The sequence below is a fragment of the Streptomyces sp. E11-3 genome (assembly GCF_046540415.1).
In the GTDB taxonomy this organism is placed as follows: domain Bacteria; phylum Actinomycetota; class Actinomycetes; order Streptomycetales; family Streptomycetaceae; genus Streptomyces.
Genome location: NZ_JAZGRL010000001.1, coordinates 2,544,742 through 2,565,956, shown reverse-complemented (window position 1 = coordinate 2,565,956; position 21,215 = coordinate 2,544,742). Strand labels below are relative to the sequence as shown.

Sequence of the window (21,215 nt, the reverse complement as noted above, 5' to 3'; positions counted from 1 at the left end):
GGGGAGGACTGTTGGGCGCTATGAGGGGCGAACCCAGTTGCCCGAAGTGCGGTGGCCGGGTCAGGGCTCCCGGCCTCTTCGCCGACGCCTGGCAGTGCGACGTGCACGGGATCGTGCATCCCCTGCAGCCTGTGGTCCCGCCCAGCGTCGAGGCACTCGGCGTCGTCGTGCACCGTACCCAGGTCCCCGTGTGGATGCCCTGGCCGCTGCCGGTCGGCTGGCTGTTCACCGGAGTCGCCATCGCGGGCGACGACCGCAGCGGCGGGCGCGCCACCGCCGTCGCCTGCTCCGGGCCCGCACCGCTCGGCGGTGTCGGCGAGCTGGTGCTGGTCGCCGAGGAGATCGGCGTCGGTCTGGGCGCGCGGTACGCGGGCATCGAGGGCCCCGACCCGGGCTCGTATCTGAGTGTCGAGAAGCCGCCGCAGGTAAAGGTGATGGCCGCCGGTCGGCCGACCCCGCTGTGGCATGTCTCCGGTGCGCCGGACGACCGGGCGGTCTTCGCCGGTGAGGCGTGCGGGCTCTGGCTCTGGGCGGTGGTCTGGCCCGAGCAGTCGGGACTGCTGCTGTACGACGAGTTGATACTGACGGATCTGCGGGACGCGGGCGCCGAGGTGGAGCTGGTGCCGTGCGGGGCATTGTCCCCGCGCCTGCTGCGCACCTGACCGCCTGTCCTGTCCTTGAGCCCCCGGTCTGTCCTTGAGCCCCCGCCCTGGTCCGGATCGCGCGGGGCGTCTGGTTCGGTGAAGGCGGCTCGGCGTGGACGTTATCCTTGAGCGTTCCCCGTACGTCCCGTCAGAGTCTGGAGTAGCCGCGTGCGCGTCGACCTGCACACCCACTCCACGGCGTCCGACGGTACGGACACCCCGGCTGAGCTGGTGCGCAACGCCGCCGCTGCCGGCCTGGACGTGGTCGCGCTGACCGACCACGACACCACCCGTGGACACGCCGCCGCCATCGCCGCGCTGCCGCCGGGGCTCACCCTGGTCACCGGCGCCGAGCTGTCCTGCCGCCTCGGCGGTGTCGGTCTGCACATGCTCGCGTACCTCTTCGACGCCGACGAGCCCGAGCTGCTCCGCGAGCGCGAGCTGGTACGGGACGACCGGGTGCCGCGCGCCCAGGCGATGATCGGCAAGCTCCAGGAGCTCGGCGCCCCGGTGACCTGGGAGCAGGTCGCGCGGATCGCCGGGGACGGTTCGGTCGGACGCCCGCACATCGCCGAGGCGCTGGTCGAGCTCGGCACCGTACGCTCGGTGTCCGACGCCTTCACGCCCGACTGGCTCGCCGACGGCGGCCGGGCCTACGTCGAGAAGCACGAGCTCGACCCCTTCGACGCGATCCGCCTGGTCAAGGCCGCGGGCGGGGTGACCGTCTTCGCGCACCCGCTCGCCGTCAAGCGCGGCGAGGTGGTCCCCGAGTCGGCGATAGCCGAACTGACCGCCGCGGGCCTCGACGGGATCGAGGTCGACCACATGGACCACGACCCGGCGACCCGGGCCAGGCTGCGCGGACTCGCCACCGACCTCGGGCTGCTGGCCACCGGGTCCAGCGACTACCACGGCAGCCGTAAGACCTGTGTGCTCGGGGAGTTCACCACCGACCCCGAGATCTACGGCGAGATCACCCGCCGTGCGGCCGGGGCGTTCCCCGTCCCGGGCGCTGGGGGACCGGGAGCGTAGCTCCGCCCCGCTCCCTGACGCTTCCCGCCTCCGGGCCGGGCGCCGCGCTGCGCTCCCCGACGCCCGTCCCCCTTTCAGCTCCTCTCTCGCAAGGCCTCACTGTGTTCGACGCTGCCGTTTTCGGATCCCTGTTTCTCACCCTTTTTGTGATCATGGACCCCCCTGGGGTCACCCCGATCTTCCTCGCGCTCACCTCCGGCCGCCCGGCCAAGGTGCAGCGGAAGATGGCCCTCCAGGCGGTCGCCGTGGCCTTCGGCGTGATCACCGTCTTCGGTCTGGTCGGCCACCAGATCCTGGACTACCTGCATGTCTCGGTGCCTGCGCTGATGATCGCGGGTGGCCTGCTGCTGCTTCTCATCGCGCTCGACCTGCTCACCGGCAAGACCGACGAGCCGAAGCAGACCAAGGACGTCAACGTCGCCCTGGTGCCGCTGGGGATGCCGCTGCTCGCCGGGCCCGGCGCGATCGTCTCGGTGATCCTCGCGGTGCAGAACGCGGACGGGGCCAAGGGCCAGGTCTCGGTCTGGGCCGCGATCGTCGCGATGCACATCGTGCTCTGGCTGGTCATGCGCTACTCGCTGCTGATCATCCGGGTCATCAAGGACGGCGGTGTGGTGCTGGTGACCCGGCTCGCGGGCATGATGCTCTCCGCGATCGCCGTACAGCAGATCATCAACGGGGTCACCCAGGTGGTCCAGGGCAGCTGACCGCCCCGGACACACCGAGCGCGAGCGCCCCCGTACCCATGTGTACGGGGGCGCTCGCGCGTTGACGTGCCGCTACGGCGTCGTGTGCCGTGGCGGCGTTATGAAGCGGCGTCCGTTATGAAGCGGCGTCCGTTATGAAGCGGCGTCCGTTATGAAGCGGCGTCTTCGGCCGGGCGGATGTAGATGCGCTGGCCTGTCGCGGCGGCCTGCTGCACGATCCGGTTGACGGAGGCGGCGTCCACGACAGTGCTGTCCACGGCGCTGCCGTTGACGTCGTCCAGGCGCATGATCTCGAAGCGCACAGTGCGTCTCCCTTCGTCTGATCCTCGGTGGGTCCCGTAGGGATAACGAAGTGCACCATACAAACATTCCCTACGCTAACGAAATTTTTCGCGAGCCTAACTACCTGCCGGTAATGAGATCGCTTGTGTTCGCTGTGTCAGCCCCCGGACAATGGGCGGCATATGAACGACGACCTGGCCGCTGAAGCCGACCTCGCGGAGATCGGTGCCCGCATCGAGCGCACCAACGAGCTGCTCAACCGCATGCTCGCCGAGGTGGCCAAGACGCCATCGACCCATGCGATCTTCGTGGATGCCGGCTATCTGTACGCCGCCGCGGGACGCCTCGCCACCGGGACCGAGGACCGCAGGGCCTTCGACCTGGACGCCGAAGGGCTGATCGACGCGCTGATCGACAAGGCCCGCACGATCTTCGCGGACAGCAGACTGCTCCGCGTCTACTGGTACGACGGCGCGCGGCGCCGCATCCACACCGCGGAGCAGCAGTCGATCGCCGAGCTGCCGGACGTCAAGGTCCGCCTCGGCAACCTCAACGCCAACAACCAGCAGAAGGGCGTCGACTCCCTGATCCGCACCGACCTGGAGTCACTCGCCCGGCACCGCGCCATCAGCGACGCCGCGCTGATCGGCGGCGACGAGGACCTGGTCTCCGCGGTCGAGGCGGCGCAGGGGTACGGCGCGCGGGTGCACCTGTGGGGCATCGAAGCGCCTGGCGGGCGCAACCAGGCCGAGCCACTGCTCTGGGAGGTCGACAGCCAGCGCACCTTCGACCTGGACTTCTTCAAGCCGTACGTCACCCGGCGCACCGCCACCGCCTACGACCCGACGGCGCCCCGGCCGACCCGGGACGACGTGCGCTTCGTGGGCGCCCAGGTCGCGGCCACCTGGCTCTCGGCGCGCGGCCGGGAGGCGCTGGTGGACCTGCTGCCCGGGCACCCCTATCTGCCGGGCTCCGTGGACCAGGAACTGCTGGTCGAGGCGGAGCGGCTGCTGCAGTACTCGCTGCGCGGGCAGGCGGATCTGCGCCGTGCGCTGCGGGACGGGTTCTGGGACCACCTGCGCGCGCAGTACTGACGGGGGGCGACCGGCTGGGGTCAGAGGGCGTCCCAGAAGCGGATCAGGGCCTCGGCCGTGATCTCGGGGCGGTCGGTGTTGGGGGAGTGCTCGGCGCCCGCGACGACGGTACGGCGCGCTGCGAGCCGTACCGCCATCTCGTCGAGCAGCGGCACCGGCCAGGTGTCGTCACGTTCACCGGACAGTACGTGCTTGGGCAGCGGGACGGCGGCCAGATCCGCGACCCGGTCCGGTTCGGTGCTCAACTGGCGCCCGGTGGCGATGAGCTGTGCCGGGCTGTTGCGCAGCCAGCGCGCGCGCAGGTCCGCCGCGTTGCCGTTGGTGTCGGTCTCCTCGGGGGGCTCCATCGCCTGCATCGCCTCCCACACCTGCGCGAGGTCCATCGCCATGAGCGCGTCGGTCAGGAGCCTGACCTTCTCCTGCTGGGACGGTGAGATCCGGGCGGGGCCCGAGGAGACCAGGGTCAGCGAGGCGAACGGCGCGGCGTCGAGCAGTACGGCGGCACGGGCGATCTGACCGCCGAGTGAGTGTCCCAGGAGGTGGACGGGGCCGCTGTCCAGGGCAGCGGCCTGGGCGAGCAGGTCGCGCGCCAACTCCTCCTGGGCGTAAGCCGATTCGTCGTCCCGTGGTCCGTCGGACTCGTACTGCCCCCGGCCGTCGACCGCGACGCACCGGTACCCGGCGGCACTCATCGGTTCGAGCAACGCGATGAAGTCCTCCTTGCTCCCGGTGTACCCGGGCAGCAGCAGCACGGTGGCGCGGGGGTTCTTCGTCGGCTCGGGGCGCGCGTCGAGTACGGCGAACGTGCCGCGCTCGGTGTGGAGTTGGCGGGCGCGGGCGCAGGGGGGTGGGGTGAAGGTGGGTGGCCTGCTCATGGCATGAGGCTAGGCGGTGGGGGTGTACTCGCTCACCCCGCCCCCGCCCGAAAGGGGGAGCCGCCGACACGACGACGGCCCGGCTCCTGTTCGGAACCGGGCCATCGTGTCGCGCGAGATCAGGCTTCGGCGGCCTTGCGGGTGCGGCGGCGTACGGGCTTGGCTTCGGCCTCGACGGTCTCCGCTGCGGGGGCTTCGGTGGCCTTGCGGGTGCGGCGGCGTACGGGCTNGGGCCCCCCTTCGACGCACGGCCGAATCACCCAAGTACGTCCAGTACGAGGGCGATCCCGCCGCACGCCGATGCACCGCACCGCGAGACATCAGCTGCTTCGCAGCGGGCGCGGGCTGATCCGCGAAGATCGGAGAGACGCCCCCTAGGCGGTCGCTGATCGTGAGCGGCGCAGGCTCCCGGAGGGGCGCAGCAGCAACGAGATCAGCGTCGCCGACAGGGCGAGGGCGCCGATGAGCGTGGCCACCGGAGCGGTGGTCACGGCCGAGTGCGTGATGAAGGCGCCGAGCAGGGCGCCGGTGGCGCCGGTGGCCAGGACCAGGGAGCGCGCGGGCAGCCGGTTGGGCAGCCGACGGGCCGCGAGCCAGGCCAGTCCCAGGCCGAGCAGGACGGAGCCGAGCGCTTCCAAGATCATGATCCCTCCCGAGTGCCGCCAGCTGCGAATCTTCCTAGCCGGTCTTACCCGGAGCGGACGGAACGCAACCATCCGCACACAACACGTGGGAGCGGCCCGGTGGTTGACCACCGGGCCGCTCCCGTCCGTGCTTGCCGAGCCGTCTGAACGGCTCAGAGCGCGCTGAATCCCACCTTGCGCGCGGTCGGCTCGCCGAGCTCGACATACGCGAGCTTGTCGGCCGGTACCAGGACCTTGCGGCCGTGGTCGTCCACGAGGGAGAGCAGCTCAGACTTACCGGTCAGCGCCTCGGACACCGCCTTCTCGACTTCCTCGGCGGTCTGTCCGCTCTCGATGACGATCTCGCGGGGCGTGTGCTGCACGCCGATCTTGACCTCCACGGCTATGTCCCTCCGACGGTCAGTGCTGTGCGCGGCCGTCCGCGCCGTACATGCGACACATTAGCCCGGTGAGGGGACGCGACAGTCCGCGGCGCCGCACGCTCGCAGCGAACACGTCCGTGGAATATCCGGCCGCGGAGCCGGTCCGCCGCTGGGGCGGACACGATCACCGCTGGGCGGACCGGAGCTACGGGCTCTGTTACGTGCTCTGCTCGGCGCCGTGCAGCGGGAAGCCCGCGATGCCGCGCCAGGCGAGTGAGGACAGCAGCTCGACCGCCTTGTCGCGGCCCACCGTGCTCTCGCTGTGCAGCCAGTACCTGGCCACCACCTGCGAGACCCCGCCGAGGCCGACGGCCAGCAGCATCGCCTCGTCCCTCGGGAGCCCGGTGTCCTCGGAGATCACCTCGGCGATCTCCTCGGCGCACTGCAGGGTGACCTTCTCGACCCGTTCGCGGACCGCGGGCTCGTTGGTCAGGTCGGACTCGAAGACCAGCCGGAAGGCGCCACCCTCGTCCTCGACGTAGGCGAAGTAGGCGTCCATGGTCGCGGCGACCCGGAGCTTGTTGTCCGTCGTCGACGCCAGTGCCGTACGGACCGCCTGCAGCAGCGACTCGCAGTGCTGGTCGAGCAGGGCAAGGTAAAGGTCGAGTTTGCCCGGGAAGTGCTGGTAGAGCACCGGCTTGCTGACGCCCGCGCGCTCGGCGATGTCGTCCATCGCGGCCGCGTGGTACCCCTGGGCGACGAAGACCTCCTGGGCCGCGCCCAGCAGCTGATTGCGGCGGGCCCGGCGCGGCAGGCGCGTGCCCCGCGGGCGCGCTGCCTCTGTCTGCTCGATGGCTGTCACGCCGCCTCCCACTTTGGTGAACTTCGGTTGTGCGGTGAGCGCCGCGTCGCCATCGTACTTTTCGGTAACCGTGGCGTGCGCGGTGCGGACGCAGAATATTTCACGGACCGGCGCAATGCGGGCGCGTCTCACATGCTCGAATGACGTCCCCCGTGGTATTTCGGTTCAGCAGTATCGGTTCAGCGGCATCGCTTCAGCGGTAGTCGTCTTCGTCCAGGTCGACGACCCGGGCCTGCTCGGCGGCGTCCGCCGCGTCGGCCTCCGACGGGTCGTAGTGCGGGCGCGGATCGTCCTGGTGCTGCCGCAGCTCGGCGTGCTGCTCCGCGGCGTCCGCCTCCGGGGTCTCCGAGTCGAGGGTCTCGTCCTCGTCCTCGTAGACCTCCGGGTCGGTCGGGTCAGCAGTCATGGCTCCCGCTCTCTCTTGAAGAAAAGGGGGCCGGGGCGTGGGCCCTCTCCTCTGAGCCTAGGAGACACCGATTCCGGGCGCTACGCGATCGGTGAGCGATCTGTGACCGCGAACACGTGAGCTATCGCGTGATCGTCTCGTAACATTGCCGCATGTCTTCGACCGAGCAGCCGGGAGCCCTGGCCACGACGGCGACCCGCGAGCCGCTTCCGGTCCGGGTCGCGGAGGGGGAACGGCTGCGTTCGGTCACCCTGCCCGGGCTGACGCTGAGCGTACGAGCCAGGCCGCCGGCCCGCCCAGGACTGCCGTCCGTGCTGTACGTACACGGGCTCGGCGGGTCCTCGCAGAACTGGTCGGCGCTGATGGCGCTGCTTGAGGACACGGTGGACGGTGAGGCGATCGACCTGCCGGGCTTCGGCGACTCGCCGCCGCCCGACGACGGCAACTACTCGGTCTCCGGGCACGCGCGCGCCGTCATCCGCTATCTCGACGCGGCGGGCCGCGGGCCGGTGCAGCTGGTCGGCAACTCGCTGGGCGGCGCGGTCGTCACCCGGGTCGCCGCGGCGCGGCCCGATCTCGTACGCACCCTGACGCTGGTCTCGCCCGCGCTGCCGGAGCTCCGGGTGCAGCGCACGGCCGTGCCGACCGCGCTGCTCGCCGTGCCGGGCGTCACCTCGCTCTTCGCGCGGCTCACCAAGGACATGACCGCGGAGCAGCGCACCCGCGGGGTGATGGCGCTCTGCTACGGCGACCCGCGGCGGGTCACCGCGGAGGGCTTCGCGAACGCGGTGCACGAGATGGAGCGGCGGATGCGGCTCCCGTACTTCTGGGACGCGATGACGCGTTCGGCGCGTGGCGTCGTGGACGCGTACACCCTGGGCGGACAGCACGGGCTGTGGCGGCAGGCGGAGCGGGTGCTGGCGCCGACGCTGCTGGTGTACGGCGGGCGCGACCAGCTCGTCTCGTACCGTATGGCGCAGAGGGCGGCGCGCGCCTTCCGCGACTCACGGCTGCTGACGCTGCCGGACGCGGGGCATGTGGCGATGATGGAGTACCCGGAGACGGTGGCCGCGGCGATCCGCGAACTGCTCGCCGACACCGGCGAATTGAGCTTCGGCTCGGGATCGGGAGGCTGAGCGGCGGGTGGGACGTCACAGGCGCGGGGCGACGGACACGGGTGACACCGGGGGCGTACCGGTAGTACCGGCCGACGGAGAGGGGCCGGGTGCGGGGCGCCGCAGACGCGCCTCCCCCGGCCAGCCGCAGGACGGGCCCCCGGCGCACGGGCTGCCCCGGATGCCGGCCGACTCCACTCCGCCGCGGGGCTTCCGCCCGGCTCCGGGTGCCCCGGGCGCGTCGCGCGGACCGTCCGTCCCTCCGGGGACTCCGGCGCACGGCGTCCCTCGGGTTCCGGGGCAGGGCGCGCCCGGGTTTCCGCAGCGCGGGACCCCGGCGCACGGCACTCCCGGGTTTCCGCAGCAGGGCACTCCCGCGCACGGCACCCCTGGTTTCTCGCACCCCGGCACGCCCGCGCGCGGTGTGCCGCAGGCGCGGCCGGGTGCCGCGGGCCCGGCGCAGGGAACGCCCAGGCAGGGAACGCCCGGGCAGGGCGTTCCGCAGTACGGGACCCCCGCGCACGGTGTGGCGCAGGTGCGTGGTGGGCACCCGGAGCAGCGGGAAGCCGGTGGCGGCTGGGGCGCCGTCGGTCGCGCGCCGGTGGCCGCCGGGCCCGGTGCGGCGCGTCCGCGGATACCCGGGCCGCGGCAGGAGTACCTCGCGGCGTTCGACGGCGGCCCGGCCACCGCCGACCCCGCCGACGACGTGTTCGCGGCGGGCGCTCCCCGGCGCGGCGGAAGGGACCCGTACGCGACCGTCACCGCCTGGGACTACGGCGTACCCAGCCCGGACGAGACGGACGCGGACGCCGACGACCCCGGCGGCCCGGACGGCCCCGACGGCGCGCCGTCGGCCGACGACCCTGCCAGCCCCCGTGGCGGCAAGGGCCGCGCCTTCACCGGCATCGCGGCCGCCGCGGTGACCACCGTGCTCGCCGTCGTCGTCGCCGGACAGGTGGCCGACGGCCCGTCCGGCGACACCCGGACCCAGGCCGCGGACGCCGACAGCCGAGGCCGCGACGACGACTCCGCCTCGCGGTCCGACGACCGGCCTACCCCGGCCGACCCCACGGCGGACCCCTCGCCCAGCGAGTCGGCCCCGGCGACGTACGCGCAGAAGATGGGCGAGAAGAACCCCTTCGACCCCGAGCTGAAGGGCGGCGGCGAGTTCGAGGCGATCGGCGGGCTCGACAAGGCGCCCGGCAAGGGCCAGAAGTTCCGCTACCGCGTCGATGTCGAGAAGGGCATCGGGCTCGACGGTGAGCTCTTCGCCGAGGCCGTACAGAAGACCCTCAACGACGACCGCAGCTGGTCGCACGGCGGCGGCCGTACGTTCGAGCGGATATCCAGCGGTCAGCCGGACTTCGTCATCACGCTGGCCAGCCCGGGGACGACCGGGGTCTGGTGCGCGAAGTCCGGGCTCGACACGACCCAGCAGAACGTGTCCTGCGACTCCGCGGCGACCGAGCGCATCATGATCAACGGCTACCGGTGGGCGCAGGGCGCCAAGACCTACGGCGACGAGATCCACGCGTACCGCCAGATGCTGATCAACCACGAAGTGGGCCACCGGCTCGGCTTCGGGCATGTGAACTGCTCCCGGGACGGCGGTCTGGCGCCCGTCATGCAGCAGCAGACGAAGTTCCTGGAGCGCGACGGGATCTCCTGCAAGGCCAACCCATGGGCCTTTCCCGGGCGTTGAGCCCGTGGTGACCCCCTGGTGAATCCCTGGTGAGCCCCCGTGGTGAGTCCGTGGTGAACGTCCGTCCGGCGAACCTTTATGGGCAGGCCCGGGCCTGACGCTCCGTAACGAAATTCCTTCCTAGCGCGACAGAACGCAACCTGCGCGGGAAAGTTACGACCGTTCACCCCTTTTGGTGGCGCGATGGACAACCGTCCGTCGCGCCACCTCCCGTACCGCTTACGTTCTTCCCGCTGCGGGCCGCCGGACCAACGGCGGCCCCCCACATGGGAGATCGGGGGTGTACGAGTGCGCATCGGACTGCTGACGGAGGGTGGCTACCCGTATGTCACGGGTGAGGCCAGACTCTGGTGCGACCGGCTCGTGCGCGGGCTCGAACAGCACGCGTTCGACGTCTTCGCACTGAGCCGGAGCGCGCACCAGGAAGAACAGGGCTGGGTCGAACTCCCGCCCCAGGTTCACCGGGTGCGTACGGCTCCACTGTGGACGGCCGAGGATGACGGCGTCGCCTACGGGCGCCGAGGGCGGCGCAGGTTCAGCGAGCACTTCGGGGAGCTCGCGGCCGCGATCTGTACCGTCGGCGGCCAGGCGGACCGTTTCGCCAGTGCGCTGTACGGCCTCGCCGACCTGGCCCGCGACGAGGGCGGTCTGGCCGCGGCGCTCCGCTCCGAGACCGCCGTACGCACCCTGGAGCGCGCCTGCCACGCACCCGGCGCGCTGCGCACCGCGCGTCAGGCGCGGGTGCCCGACCTGCTCGCCGTCGCCGGGCTCCTGGAGCGCGCCCTGCGCCCGCTGTCCCTCGCCTGGTACGACGACGTCGAGGGCGGCCTCGGCGCCGTCGACCTGTGCCACGCGACCTCCGGCGGCGCGGCCGCGCTCCCCGGACTGCTCGCCAAGCACTTCTCGGGCGTGCCGCTGCTCGTCACCGAGTACGGCGTCCAGCTGCGCGCCCAGTACCTGGGCGCTGCCGGCGAGCTGAGCCCCCCGGCCCGCGCACTGCTCGCCTCCTTCCACGGCCGGCTGGCCACCGAGGTGTACCGCCAGGCCGCGATCGTCACCCCCGGCAACACCCACGCCCGACGCTGGCAGGAGCGCTGCGGCGCCGACCGCGCCAAGCTGCGTACCGTCTACCCCGGCATGGCGGCGGCCCGCTTCGCCGACGTGGGCGAGAGCGGGGAGCTCTACGACCCCGACACGCTCGTCTGGGTCGGGCGGATCGAGCCCGCCAAGGACCTGATCGCCCTGCTGCACGCCTTCGCGGAGGTGCGCAGGCAGGAGCCGGGGGCCCGGCTGCGGATCGTCGGCGCGCCCGCCGACGGAGCCGATGCGGCCGCCTATCTCGCGCACTGCAAGGCGCTCGCCGCGCAGCTCTTCCCGGACGAGGCCGACGGCGAGCACGCGGTGGGCGCCAATCCGGTGTCCTTCGACGAGGTCGGCGGCCCGGAGGTGCCGGAGCTCGCCGACGCGTACGCGTCGGGCGGTGTGGTCGTGCTCTCCAGTGTCGTCGAGGGCTTCCCGATCAGTCTGGTCGAGGCGATGTTCTGCGGGCGCGCCACGGTCTCCACGGATGTCGGCGCGGTCGTCGAAGTCATCGGCGGTACGGGGCTCGTGGTCCCGCCGCGCAACCCGCGGGCCCTCGCCGACGCCTGTGTCGCGCTGCTGCGCGACCCGGAGCGGCGGGCGCGGCTCGGAGCCGCGGCACGCGCGCGTGCCGTCGAACTCTTCACGGTCGAACAGAACATCGAGGCGTTTCGCGGCATTTACCTGGAGATCGTCTCGCACTGCCCGGTACGCCGCGACACGGTGGACGCGGCGGGCGAACCACTGCCCTTCGCGCACCCGGCCGAGTCCCATGTGCCGGGGCGGTGGGCGGCGGGCAAGGGCGTGCCGCGGTTCGGGTACTGGCTCGCGGGGCGGGCGGCCATGAAGGACGGGCCGAGTTGGGTGGCGGAGCGGGCCGAGCCGGTGGGCGTGGTCGCCGCGGGTGTCGGTTCCGGTGTCGGTTCCGGCGTCGGTCCGGGCTTCGGTTCCGGCGTCGGTCCGGGCTTCGGTTCCGGCGCCAGCACAGGCACCGGCTACGGCGCCAGCACAGGCACCGGCTACGGCGCCAGTACAGGCTCCGGCTACGACGTGGAGCAGGGGGAGTCATGAGTAACAAGTCCCCTGTGGGCGCGGCCGCTTCGGAAGCGCCGTCGACCCCGGTCAGCCCCGGAGCCTGGGACGCCCGCTCCGACGAGGCGCTCACCGAGCCGGTGCCGGTGCGCGCGGCGCAGGCCAGCCCGCAGGCCACCCCGCAGGGCACCTCGAAGCCCCGTAAGCGCGGGGGTGTCGACCCGGTCAAGGCGCTGATGCACCGTCACCGCGAGCTCTGCGCACGGGCCGTCGACCCCCTGGAGATCGCGGCCGGCCTTGAGGCGCACGGCATGACCGACAGGACAGCCGCACGGTTCCGGCACCGGGACGTCTTCTCCCTCGCAGAGGAGATGTACGCGCGCGTGCCGCGCGACACCGCACCCCCGGCCGACGCGGTACCGCCCGCCCCCGCNATCGCGGCCGGCCTTGAGGCGCACGGCATGACCGACAGGACAGCCGCACGGTTCCGGCACCGGGACGTCTTCTCCCTCGCAGAGGAGATGTACGCGCGCGTGCCGCGCGACACCGCACCCCCGGCCGACGCGGTACCGCCCGCCCCCGCCGCCCCGGCCGCGCTGCCCGGCGGATGGGTGGCCCTGGCGCTGCTGCCGGGCGCCGTGTGCGCGCTCGCGGTCGCCCTGGTGCAGCTCACCTCGGGCCAGGCGCGGATCAGCGCGGCCCTGGTCGGTGCGCTGGCCGTCGCGGGCGCGCTGCGGATGGTCCTGCGGTACGGGCCGCTGCGCGCCGCCGGGCGTACGGTGCCCGCGACCCGGCTGTGGGTCTGCTGGCTGCTCGGGTACGCACTGCTCGGCGACGGGCTGCTGCGGGCCGCGCTCGCCGGAGGCACCGACGGACCCTGGCCGATGCGGCCCGCCGCCGTACTAGGACTCGCCCTGGCGGTGGCACCCGCGGCCTGGTGCGCCCGGCTCTTCAGCGTCCGGGCCGAGCGCAAGCTGGCCGTCAGCCGGGGCCTGGAGGAGTTCGCCGCGACCGTACGGCCCCTGCTGATCGGGGTGTTCCTGCTCTTCCTCACCGCGCTCACCGCCCTGCTGCAGCTCACCGGGCGGCTGCTCGACGAGGGCGCCGCGCTGGGCGGGGCGGGGGCACTCGGCGCGCTGCTGCTGCTGGCCAGGCTGCTGACCGTGCACGGGTTCCCGGGCGCACCCGCCGCCGCGCTGGGCGGTGCCTGCGCCGCGCAGGGCCTGGCCCTGGCCGCGGCCTTCGCCGGGCAGCTGCCGGGGCTCGGGTTCATCGCCGAGCCGGTCGACGCCGCGGTGCGGGCCTGGGGCGCAGGTGTGGTTCCCACCGTGGCCTGCGGCGCCGCGGCGCTCGCGCTCCTCGCCCACGCGGCCCGCACCCTGACCCGGGCCTCGGCCCACGCGAGCCCGGGGGCGATCCCGTGAGCCGCCCCCGCTCCCTTGACCTTCCCGCGGGGCCGACACCGCGGGCGCTATGCGAGACCCACGGCACCACCCCGAAGGAGAAGGCACGATGACCACCCCTCCCCCCGACCACTGCCACGAAGCGACCCAGGGGGCCGCCCGATGAGGGTGCTGCTGCTCGGAGCCAACGGATATCTGGGCCGCTTCGTCGCCGACCGACTGCTGGCCGACCCGGCCGTGCAGCTCACGGCACTCGGGCGCGGCGACGACGCGGACGTACGTTTCGACCTCGCGGGCGGCAGCCCCGGCGCGCTGACCCGCTTCCTGGACGCGGTCCACCCCGGGGTCGTCATCAACTGCGCGGGCGCGACCCGCGGCGGCGCCCGCGACCTGACCCGGCACAACACCGTGGCCGTCGCCACCGTGTGCGAGGCGCTGCGCCGCAGCGGCTGCGGGGCGCGGCTGGTCCAGATCGGCTGCGCCGCCGAGTACGGGCCGAGCCAGCCCGGCTCGTCGACCGCCGAGGACGCGGTGCCGCGGCCTGGTGGCCCGTACGGCGTCAGCAAGCTCGCCGCGACCGAGCTGGTGCTCGGGGCGGGCCTGGACGCCGTGGTGCTGAGGGTGTTCTCGCCCGCGGGCCCCGGCACCCCCGCGGGCTCGCCCCTGGGGCGGCTCGCGGAGGCGATGCGCCGCGCCATGCAGTCCGGCGACGGCGAGCTCAAGCTGGGCGGGCTCGGCGTACAGCGGGACTTCGTGGACGTACGGGATGTGGCGCGCGCCGTGCACGCCGCCTCGCTCTCGGCCGCCCAGGGCGTGGTCAACATCGGCTCCGGGCGAGCCGTCCGGCTCCGGGACGCGGCCGCCGTACTGGCCAGGGTCGCGGGGTTCGGCGGCGCGCTGCACGAGCTGGACGGGCCACCGGGGCGCGGCCCGCTCGGACATCCGCGCGCCGAGCCCGACCATGGCGGCCCGGCCGTCTACCCGTACCCGGACGGCTGCGGCAGCTGGCAGCAGGCGGATGTGCGCACCGCGCGCGACCGGCTGGGCTGGCGTCCCCGGATCAACCTCGAAGAGTCACTCGCCGACATCTGGATGGAGGCCGCATGTCGTATCTGATCTCCACGACCGCGAACCGCCCGGCCGAGACCGAGGCCGCGGTCGGGCTCGGCATCCCGGGCTACGCGCACCCTCTGGTGGCGCCCGTCGAGTGGGCCACGGCGACCTCGGCGGCCGCCACCACCCACTGGGTCGTGCTGAACGTCGCGGGCGGGCCCGGGGTCCGCCCCGACCCGCACTGCCTGGAGGCGGTGGGCCGGCTGCGCAACGCCGGGGTGCGGGTCCTGGGCCGTCTTGACCTGGCGTACGGCGCGCGCCCCTTCGGTGACCTGGTGCGCGACGCGCACCGCTTCCTGGACTGGTACCGGCCGGGCGGCTTCTACCTGGACCGCTGCCCCACCGAGCAGGCCGCGCTCGCCGACGTCAGCCGGGTCACCGCGACCCTGCGGGCCCTGTGTGACGACGGACACCTGGTGCTCGGCCACGGGACCCACCCGTGCCCCGGCTATGCGGAGATCGCCGACCAGCTGGTGACCTTCTCCGGCGCCTGGTCCGACTACCGCTGGTCGCAGGTCGCGGAGTGGACCGCCGCCCATCCGCCCGAGCGCTTCTGCCACTTGGTGTACGGAGTGCCGCGCGGTCATCTGGAGGAGGCGCTGCGGATCGCCCGCTGGCAGGGCGCGGCCACCGTCTACTTCACCGACCGCACCGACTGGGGTGGAACCGTCGACCCCTTCGCGGGGCTGCCCGGGTACTGGGACGAAATCGTCTCGCGGATCGGACGCTGTGTCTCGGAATGAAGAAGGGTGTGGCAGCGTTACCGACAGAACAACTGTTTCGAAAGACTGACCAACGGAGTCCCAGTGTCGCTGCCACCCCTGGTCGAGCCAGCATCTGAGCTCACCGTCGACGAGGTCCGCAGGTACTCCCGCCACCTGATCATCCCGGATGTCGGGATGGACGGGCAGAAGCGGCTGAAGAACGCCAAGGTGCTGGCCGTCGGTGCCGGCGGCCTCGGCTCGCCGGCGCTGATGTACCTGGCCGCGGCCGGCGTGGGCACCCTGGGCATTGTGGAGTTCGACGAGGTCGACGAGTCGAACCTGCAGCGCCAGATCATCCACAGCCAGGCGGACATCGGCCGCTCCAAGGCCGAGTCGGCCAAGGACTCGGTCCTCGGCATCAACCCGTACGTCAACGTGGTCCTTCACGAAGAGCGGCTCGAAGCCGAGAACGTGATGGAGATCTTCTCGCAGTACGACCTGATCGTCGACGGCACAGACAACTTCGCCACCCGCTACCTGGTCAACGACGCCTGCGTGCTGCTGAACAAGCCGTACGTCTGGGGCTCGATCTACCGCTTCGACGGCCAGGCGAGCGTCTTCTGGAGCGAGCACGGCCCCTGCTACCGCTGCCTCTACCCGGAGCCCCCGCCGCCGGGCATGGTCCCGTCCTGCGCCGAGGGCGGCGTCCTCGGCGTGCTCTGCGCCTCCATCGGCTCCATCCAGGTCACCGAGGCCATCAAGGTGCTCGCCGGTGTCGGCGACCCGCTGGTCGGCCGCCTGATGATCTACGACGCCCTGGAGATGCAGTACCGCCAGGTCAAGGTCCGCAAGGACCCCGACTGCGCGGTCTGCGGTGAGAACCCCACGGTCACCGAGCTCATCGACTACGAGGCCTTCTGCGGTGTCGTGTCGGACGAGGCGCAGGAGGCCGCGCTCGGCTCGACGATCACTCCCAAGCAGCTCAAGGAGTGGATCGACACGGACGAGAAGATCGAGATCATCGATGTCCGTGAGCAGAACGAGTACGAGATCGTCTCGATCCCCGGCGCCCGGCTGATCCCCAAGAACGAGTTCCTGATGGGCAACGCCCTCCAGGACATGCCGCAGGACAAGAAGATCGTCTTGCATTGCAAGACGGGTGTCCGATCCGCGGAAGTGCTGGCGGTCCTGAAGTCCGCGGGCTTCTCGGACGCGGTACACGTCGGCGGCGGCGTGATCGGCTGGGTCAACCAGATCGAGCCGGACAAGCCGATCTACTGAGCCTCGGCCGAGTCTCGGCGATCTGTTGAGGCGATCCGTTGAACGGAAGGGTCCGGCCCCCGCGGGATGGGGGCCGGACCCTTCGTCGTACGTAGCTGTCCTGGGCGTCCTACGAGCAGGTCTTGCCGTCGGCCGGGGCCTTGCCGTCCAGCAGGTGGCGGTCGACCAGCTTGGTGGCGCACGTGTTCACACCGTAGGTGCCGTGGCCTTCGCCGTTGACGGTCACATGGATGCCGACGCCGTCACCGAGCGCGTCGGCCATCTTCTGTGCGCCCTCGTACGGGGTCGCCGGGTCACCGGTGTTGCCGATGACCACGATCGGGGCGGCGCCTTCGGCGCTGACCTCGGGGGTCTTCCGCTCGCCCTTCACCGGCCAGTCCGTACAGCCCACCAGGCTCCAGGCCAGGGCCTCACCGAAGACGGGAGAGGCCTGCTTGAACTCCGGCAGGTGCTTCTTCACGTCGTCGATGGTGAGGCGCTCGCTGGAGTCGGCGCAGCGGATCGCGGCACCGGCCTCGTTGCTGTTGTCGTAACGGCCGCTCTGGTCACGGCCGTTGTAGGCGTCGGCGAGAAGCAGCAGCATATTGCCGGAGCCGGCCGTCTTCACCTCGGTCAGCCCCTGGGTGAGGTACTGCCAGGTCTCCTCGGAGTACAGAGTCGCGGCGATGCCGATGAACGCCGAGCTGTAGGTGAGGTCGCGGCCGTCCCGGGTCGGCAGCGGCTCGTCCTTGAGGCGTGTCAGCAGCGCCGAGATGTCCTCGCTGGCCGGATAGGCGTGCGGGCCAGGGGACTTCAGGTAGTTGTCCAGGGCCAGCTGGAACCCCTTGGCCTGGCCCAGCGACTTGGCGACCTTGCCCTCGGTCGGGTTGACGACGGCGTCGAAGACCGTACGGCCCACGTTCTTCGGGAACAGGTGGGCGTAGGTGCCGCCCAGTTCGGTGCCGTAGGAGATGCCGAAGTAGTTGAGCTTGTCGTCGCCGAGCACCTGGCGCATCAGGTCCATGTCCCGGGCGGTGTCGGTGGTCCGCACATACGGCAGCACCTTGCCGGACCGCTTCTCACACTGCGCGACGCTCTCCTTGTTGTCGGCGAGTGCTTCCTGCTCCTCGGCGGCGGTACGCGGCGGACCCTCGTCGGATGCCCGATCCTCGTCGATCTCCTTGTCGTCCACACAGTCCACGGTGGCGCTCTCGCCCACCCCGCGCGGGTCGAAGCTCACCAGGTCGTAGCGCTCGTTCAGCGTGCCGTAGTCCTCGGCGGCCGACGGCAGGGTGGCGACTCCCGAGGCGCCGGGGCCACCGAAGTTGAAGACCAGCGAGCCGATCCGCTCGGCCTTGTCGCTTCCGGTGGCCTTCTTGCGGATCAGCGCGACATCGATGGTCTCGCCGTCCGGCTTCTCGTAGTCGAGAGGGGCCTTCATGGTCGCGCAGTCCCAGGCCTGGCCCGGGGCCTCGCCGCCGCCCTGGGCGACGGAAGGGGCCGGGCACGTGGACCACTTGAGCTGCTGAGTGGCCAGCTCACCCGTCTTGGAGCCGGTGGAGCTCCCTTCGGACTTCTCCGATCCGCTGGTGCAGCCGGCCAGCAGAGCGGCGGCCAGGAGCGCGGCGGCCCCCGTGCGTATGGAAGGGGGATGGGGCATGCCTGATCCTGCTTTCGCGCCGAAGGTGCTGAGGGTGTCGGGAGGTGAACCGGGGGGCTAGTCGCAGACCTTGCCGTTCTCGGGGATCTTGTGGTCCAGGAGATAGCCGTCGATCGTGCCGTTCACGCAGAGGCCGCTGCCGTACGCGCCATGCCCCTCGCCCTCGTTGGTGAGGTGGATGCCGACGCCGTCACCGAGCTCGGTGGCCATCGTCTTGGACCCCTCGAACGGCGTGGCCGAGTCGCCCGTCGTGCCGACGACCAGGATCGGGGCGGCGCCGGGCGCGCTCACCTGCGTGGTGTCGTGCTCTCCTTCGACCGGCCACTCGTTGCACCAGCCCGCCGTGTCCCAGCCAAGGAAGGGGCCGAAGACCGGCGAGATCTTCTGGAACTCGGGCAGCATCTTCCGGGCCTCGGCGGGCGTCGGACGCTGCTTGGTGTCGGAGCAGGAGATCGCCCGCTGGGAGTGCTGCGCGGTGCTGTAACGGCCTTCGGCATCACGGTCGTTATAGGCGTCGGCCAGGTCGAGCAGCTCGCTGCCGTCTCCCTTGCGGGCCGCTGCCAGTGCCTTGGTCAGCGTCGGCCAGTAGTGCTCGGAGTACAGGGCCTGGACGATGCCGGTGGTGGCGAGGTTCTCGTTCAACTCGCGGTCGCCGGAGGTCGGCAGCGGCTCGCGGTCGATACGGGCCAGCAGGTCGGTGATCTCGCGGGTGCCGGTCTCGGGGTCCTTGCCGGTGGACTTCAGGTAGTTGTCCAGGGCCCGCTGGAAGCCCCTGGTCTGGTGCTTCGCGTGGCCGATCATGTCCGCGTTCGGGTCGACCACGGCGTCCAGGACCAGTCGGCCGACGTTCTTCGGGAACAGATGGGCGTAGACACCGCCCAGTTGGGTGCCGTACGAGAAGCCGAAGTAGTGCAGCTGCCGGTCGCCGAGCACCTGACGCATCAGGTCCATGTCGCGGGCCGCGTCGGTGGTGCGGATGTGCTCCAGGACCTCGCCCGACGTGCGGGCACAGCCCGCGCCGAAGTCCACGGCGTCCTTGAAGTACGCCGCCTCCTCGGCGGGCGTGTCCGGGGTCAGATCGACCTCGGTGTGCGCCTTCTCCGTCTCGGCGTCCGTACGGCAGCGCACGCCCTCGCTGGCTGCGACCCCGCGCGGGTCGAAACTCACCAGGTCGTAGCGGGTGTTGAGCTTCGTATAGCCGGGTCCGAACAGGGGCAGCCGCTCGACTCCCGAGCCGCCGGGGCCGCCGAAGTTGAAGATCAGCGAGCCGATCTTGCTGGACGGTCCCGTGGCCTTGGTGCGGACCAGGGCGATGCCGATGGTCTTGCCGTCGGGCTTGTCGTAGTCCAGCGGCGCCTTCATGGTGGCGCACTCCCACTTGTCGCCAGGGCGCTCGCCGGACGCGGGGGCCTCGCAGCGGCCCCAGTCGAGCTTCTGCCCGGTGAGGGCGGCGGGCAGGTCGGAGTCCACCGGACCGTTCGCCGACGGCTTTGCCGCCGAGCCCTGGCCCTTGGCGTCGGAGGTGGTGCCGCCGCCCGTACAGCCCGCGGCGAGTGCGACCAGCGCCAGCGCGGCGGCGGCCGCTCGCAGGCCTCGTACGGCCCGAACCGAACCCGTCATGCCCGTCATGAACGACTTCCCCCCTCGATCACCAGTCCGGTCATCCTACGGCGCCCGTTCTACGAGCAGACGGTCCCGGCCGACGGGGTCTTCCCGTCGAGCAGATAGCCGTTCACGGCGTCCTGGACGCAGGTGCTGCCGCTGTCGTACGCGCCATGCCCCTGACCCTCGTAGGTCAGCTCGACCCCGACGCCCTCGCCCAGCGCGTCGACCATCCTCTTCGCGCCCTCGTACGGTGTGGCCGGGTCACCCGTGTTCCCGATGACCAGGATCGGAGCCGAGCCGTCGGCGCGCACGTCGGGGTGGTCGGCGGCGCCGTCCACCGGCCAGTCGTCGCAGCTGACCATGGACCACGCCAGATAGTCACCGAAGATCGGTGAGGCCTCGCGGAACTCGGGGAGCTTCGCTTTGACATCGGCGACGGTGTACCGGGGCTTGGCGTCCGCGCAGTTGATGGCCGCGTTGGCCGCCTGGAGGTTGCTGTAGGTGCCGTCCGGGTTGCGGCCGTTCATGACGTCGGCGAGCGTCATCAGGATGTGACCGTCGCCGTCGTAGGCATCCTGGAGCCCCTCGGTCAGGAACTCCCAGAGGTCCTTCGAGTACAGCGACTGGGCGATCCCGCTGGTGGCGGCGGTCTGGGTGAGCTTGCGCTCGCCGCTGCCGGGCAGCGGCTCGGCGTCGAGCTCCTTCAGCAGCTTGGCGATACGGTCCTGCACGTCCTGGGGCGTGTCGCCGACCGGGCAGTCCTCGGTCTGCGAGGTGCAGTCCTCGGCGTAGTTCTCCAGCGCCAGCTGGAAACCCTTGGCCTGCCCGAGCGTGGCCTGCTCGGTCGTCTGGGTGGGGTCGACGACCGCGTCGAACACGGCGCGCCCTACCTTCTCGGGGAACAGGTGGGCATAGACACCGCCCAGTTCGGTGCCGTACGAGACGCCGAAGTAGTGCAGCTTGTCGTCGCCGAGTACCTGGCGCATCAGGTCCATGTCGCGGGCCGCGTCGGTGGTGCGGACATACGGCAGCACCTTGCCGGAGTTCTTCTCGCAGGCCTCGCCGTACGTCTTCACACCGTCGACGAGCGCCTTCTCCTCGGCGGTGTCGTCGGGCGTCGAGTCCTCCTGGTTGAGCGCGTCCAGTTGCTCGTCGTTCTCGCACTTCACCGGGGCGCTGCGGCCGACCCCGCGCGGGTCGAAGCTCACCAGGTCATAGCGGGAGCGGAGCTTCGCGTAGCCCTCGGCGAAGGCGGGCAGCGTCGCCACTCCCGAGCCACCCGGGCCACCGAAGTTGAACACCAGGGACCCGATGCGGTCCTTCTCCCGCCTCGCCTGGGCCCGGATCAGCGCGATCCCGATGGTGTCGCCGTCGGGCTTGTCCCAGTCCAGCGGCGCCTTCATGGTGGTGCACTGCCACTCGCCCCCCGCGGGCAGTGACGTGGGGGCCTCGCCGCCGCCCTGCGCCGAGTCCGGCTCGGGGCAGTCCTGCCACGACAGGCTCTGCGACGGCAGGTCCTCGGGCTCGTCGTCGCCGCAGGCGGTGAGGGCGGCGGTCAGCGCCAGCAGGAGCGTGGTGGCCAGGGCGGCGGTACGTGGGCGGGGCATGGGTCCATCCTGCGGGCGCCCCTGGT

20 protein-coding genes are annotated in these 21,215 nt (G+C 71.7%); 11 read left to right on the top strand and 9 right to left on the bottom strand.

Going from position 1 to position 21,215, the window contains the following annotated elements:
- The first annotated feature begins 20 nt into the window (after window positions 1–20).
- The 3 genes from U9R90_RS11490 (at window position 21) to U9R90_RS11480 (ending at window position 2,383) form a co-directional block, all read left to right on the top strand.
- On the top strand, window positions 21–662 hold the full coding sequence (locus tag U9R90_RS11490) for a DUF6758 family protein (RefSeq protein ID WP_411056325.1): 642 nt from the start codon (window positions 21–23) through the stop codon (window positions 660–662).
- A gap of 150 nt (window positions 663–812) precedes the next feature.
- Window positions 813–1,676: a PHP domain-containing protein gene (locus tag U9R90_RS11485; RefSeq protein ID WP_411056324.1), complete on the top strand. Its 864-nt coding sequence runs from the start codon at window positions 813–815 to the stop codon at window positions 1,674–1,676.
- Window positions 1,677–1,777: 101 nt separating this feature from the next.
- Window positions 1,778–2,383 (top strand): MarC family protein, encoded by a 606-nt coding sequence (locus tag U9R90_RS11480; RefSeq protein ID WP_411056323.1) that lies wholly within the window; start codon window positions 1,778–1,780, stop codon window positions 2,381–2,383.
- Window positions 2,384–2,532: 149 nt separating this feature from the next.
- Here the strand turns inward: U9R90_RS11480 and U9R90_RS11475 are convergent, their stop codons facing one another.
- Window positions 2,533–2,685 (bottom strand): hypothetical protein, encoded by a 153-nt coding sequence (locus U9R90_RS11475; RefSeq protein ID WP_411056322.1) that lies wholly within the window; start codon window positions 2,683–2,685, stop codon window positions 2,533–2,535.
- Window positions 2,686–2,847: 162 nt separating this feature from the next.
- Between U9R90_RS11475 and U9R90_RS11470 the strand changes: the two genes are divergently transcribed.
- The gene (locus U9R90_RS11470; RefSeq protein ID WP_411056321.1) at window positions 2,848–3,759 is read left to right on the top strand and encodes an NYN domain-containing protein; all 912 of its coding nucleotides are present in this window, start codon (window positions 2,848–2,850) and stop codon (window positions 3,757–3,759) included.
- A 20-nt stretch (window positions 3,760–3,779) separates the two neighbouring features.
- On the opposite strand, the gene U9R90_RS11465 is transcribed toward U9R90_RS11470, so the two are convergent.
- From U9R90_RS11465 to U9R90_RS11445, 5 genes are all read right to left on the bottom strand, one after another.
- The gene (locus tag U9R90_RS11465) at window positions 3,780–4,634 is read right to left on the bottom strand and encodes an alpha/beta fold hydrolase (RefSeq protein ID WP_411056320.1); all 855 of its coding nucleotides are present in this window, start codon (window positions 4,632–4,634) and stop codon (window positions 3,780–3,782) included.
- A gap of 374 nt (window positions 4,635–5,008) precedes the next feature.
- Window positions 5,009–5,278 carry a hypothetical protein gene (locus U9R90_RS11460; protein ID WP_411056319.1) on the bottom strand — a complete coding sequence of 90 codons (270 nt, stop codon included), beginning with the start codon at window positions 5,276–5,278 and terminating at the stop codon, window positions 5,009–5,011.
- Between the two features lie 152 nt (window positions 5,279–5,430).
- On the bottom strand, window positions 5,431–5,658 hold the full coding sequence (locus U9R90_RS11455; RefSeq protein WP_411056318.1) for a DUF3107 domain-containing protein: 228 nt from the start codon (window positions 5,656–5,658) through the stop codon (window positions 5,431–5,433).
- 199 nt (window positions 5,659–5,857) lie between these two features.
- Window positions 5,858–6,502 carry a TetR/AcrR family transcriptional regulator gene (locus U9R90_RS11450; protein ID WP_411056317.1) on the bottom strand — a complete coding sequence of 215 codons (645 nt, stop codon included), beginning with the start codon at window positions 6,500–6,502 and terminating at the stop codon, window positions 5,858–5,860.
- A gap of 193 nt (window positions 6,503–6,695) precedes the next feature.
- A complete protein-coding gene (locus tag U9R90_RS11445) occupies window positions 6,696–6,908 on the bottom strand; it encodes a hypothetical protein (RefSeq protein WP_411056316.1) in 213 nt (70 codons plus the stop codon).
- A gap of 152 nt (window positions 6,909–7,060) precedes the next feature.
- Between U9R90_RS11445 and U9R90_RS11440 the strand changes: the two genes are divergently transcribed.
- From U9R90_RS11440 to moeZ, 7 genes are all read left to right on the top strand, one after another.
- Window positions 7,061–8,044, top strand: a complete 984-nt coding sequence (locus U9R90_RS11440; protein WP_411056314.1) for an alpha/beta fold hydrolase — start codon at window positions 7,061–7,063, stop codon at window positions 8,042–8,044.
- Between the two features lie 7 nt (window positions 8,045–8,051).
- A complete protein-coding gene (locus U9R90_RS11435; RefSeq protein ID WP_411056313.1) occupies window positions 8,052–9,725 on the top strand; it encodes a DUF3152 domain-containing protein in 1,674 nt (557 codons plus the stop codon).
- Window positions 9,726–10,013: 288 nt separating this feature from the next.
- Complete coding sequence (locus tag U9R90_RS11430) at window positions 10,014–11,876, top strand: DUF3492 domain-containing protein (protein WP_411056312.1); 1,863 nt, start codon at window positions 10,014–10,016, stop codon at window positions 11,874–11,876.
- Complete coding sequence (locus tag U9R90_RS11425) at window positions 11,873–13,261, top strand: hypothetical protein (protein ID WP_411056311.1); 1,389 nt, start codon at window positions 11,873–11,875, stop codon at window positions 13,259–13,261. The genes U9R90_RS11430 and U9R90_RS11425 overlap by 4 nt, the downstream gene beginning before the upstream one ends.
- Before the next feature lie 141 nt (window positions 13,262–13,402).
- Window positions 13,403–14,356 (top strand): NAD-dependent epimerase/dehydratase family protein, encoded by a 954-nt coding sequence (locus tag U9R90_RS11420; RefSeq protein ID WP_411056310.1) that lies wholly within the window; start codon window positions 13,403–13,405, stop codon window positions 14,354–14,356.
- Window positions 14,344–15,096, top strand: coding sequence for a spherulation-specific family 4 protein (locus tag U9R90_RS11415; RefSeq protein WP_411056309.1), 753 nt, complete (start codon window positions 14,344–14,346; stop codon window positions 15,094–15,096). The genes U9R90_RS11420 and U9R90_RS11415 overlap by 13 nt, the downstream gene beginning before the upstream one ends.
- 63 nt (window positions 15,097–15,159) lie before the next feature.
- The gene (moeZ, locus tag U9R90_RS11410) at window positions 15,160–16,338 is read left to right on the top strand and encodes an adenylyltransferase/sulfurtransferase MoeZ (RefSeq protein WP_411056308.1); all 1,179 of its coding nucleotides are present in this window, start codon (window positions 15,160–15,162) and stop codon (window positions 16,336–16,338) included.
- 109 nt (window positions 16,339–16,447) lie between these two features.
- Here the strand turns inward: moeZ and U9R90_RS11405 are convergent, their stop codons facing one another.
- Genes U9R90_RS11405 through U9R90_RS11395 form a run of 3 tightly spaced genes read right to left on the bottom strand, consistent with a single transcriptional unit; the run spans window position 16,448 to window position 21,189 of the window.
- A complete protein-coding gene (locus U9R90_RS11405; protein WP_411056307.1) occupies window positions 16,448–17,977 on the bottom strand; it encodes an alpha/beta hydrolase in 1,530 nt (509 codons plus the stop codon).
- A 57-nt stretch (window positions 17,978–18,034) separates the two neighbouring features.
- Window positions 18,035–19,597, bottom strand: a complete 1,563-nt coding sequence (locus U9R90_RS11400) for an alpha/beta hydrolase (RefSeq protein ID WP_411057712.1) — start codon at window positions 19,595–19,597, stop codon at window positions 18,035–18,037.
- A gap of 59 nt (window positions 19,598–19,656) precedes the next feature.
- The gene (locus U9R90_RS11395) at window positions 19,657–21,189 is read right to left on the bottom strand and encodes an alpha/beta hydrolase (protein ID WP_411056306.1); all 1,533 of its coding nucleotides are present in this window, start codon (window positions 21,187–21,189) and stop codon (window positions 19,657–19,659) included.
- Window positions 21,190–21,215 lie beyond the last annotated feature (26 nt).

Bases quoted from the DNA above. Each gene is read 5' to 3' on its own strand.
- U9R90_RS11490 (WP_411056325.1), top strand. From the start codon at position 21: ATGAGGGGCGAACCCAGTTGCCCGAAGTGCGGTGGCCGGGTCAGGGCT.
- U9R90_RS11470 (WP_411056321.1), top strand. From the start codon at position 2,848: ATGAACGACGACCTGGCCGCTGAAGCCGACCTCGCGGAGATCGGTGCC.
- U9R90_RS11465 (WP_411056320.1), bottom strand. From the start codon at position 4,634: ATGAGCAGGCCACCCACCTTCACCCCACCCCCCTGCGCCCGCGCCCGC.
- U9R90_RS11460 (WP_411056319.1), bottom strand. From the start codon at position 5,278: ATGATCTTGGAAGCGCTCGGCTCCGTCCTGCTCGGCCTGGGACTGGCC.
- U9R90_RS11445 (WP_411056316.1), bottom strand. From the start codon at position 6,908: ATGACTGCTGACCCGACCGACCCGGAGGTCTACGAGGACGAGGACGAG.
- U9R90_RS11440 (WP_411056314.1), top strand. From the start codon at position 7,061: ATGTCTTCGACCGAGCAGCCGGGAGCCCTGGCCACGACGGCGACCCGC.
- U9R90_RS11420 (WP_411056310.1), top strand. From the start codon at position 13,403: ATGAGGGTGCTGCTGCTCGGAGCCAACGGATATCTGGGCCGCTTCGTC.
- U9R90_RS11415 (WP_411056309.1), top strand. From the start codon at position 14,344: ATGTCGTATCTGATCTCCACGACCGCGAACCGCCCGGCCGAGACCGAG.
- U9R90_RS11405 (WP_411056307.1), bottom strand. From the start codon at position 17,977: ATGCCCCATCCCCCTTCCATACGCACGGGGGCCGCCGCGCTCCTGGCC.
- U9R90_RS11400 (WP_411057712.1), bottom strand. From the start codon at position 19,597: ATGACGGGTTCGGTTCGGGCCGTACGAGGCCTGCGAGCGGCCGCCGCC.
- U9R90_RS11395 (WP_411056306.1), bottom strand. From the start codon at position 21,189: ATGCCCCGCCCACGTACCGCCGCCCTGGCCACCACGCTCCTGCTGGCG.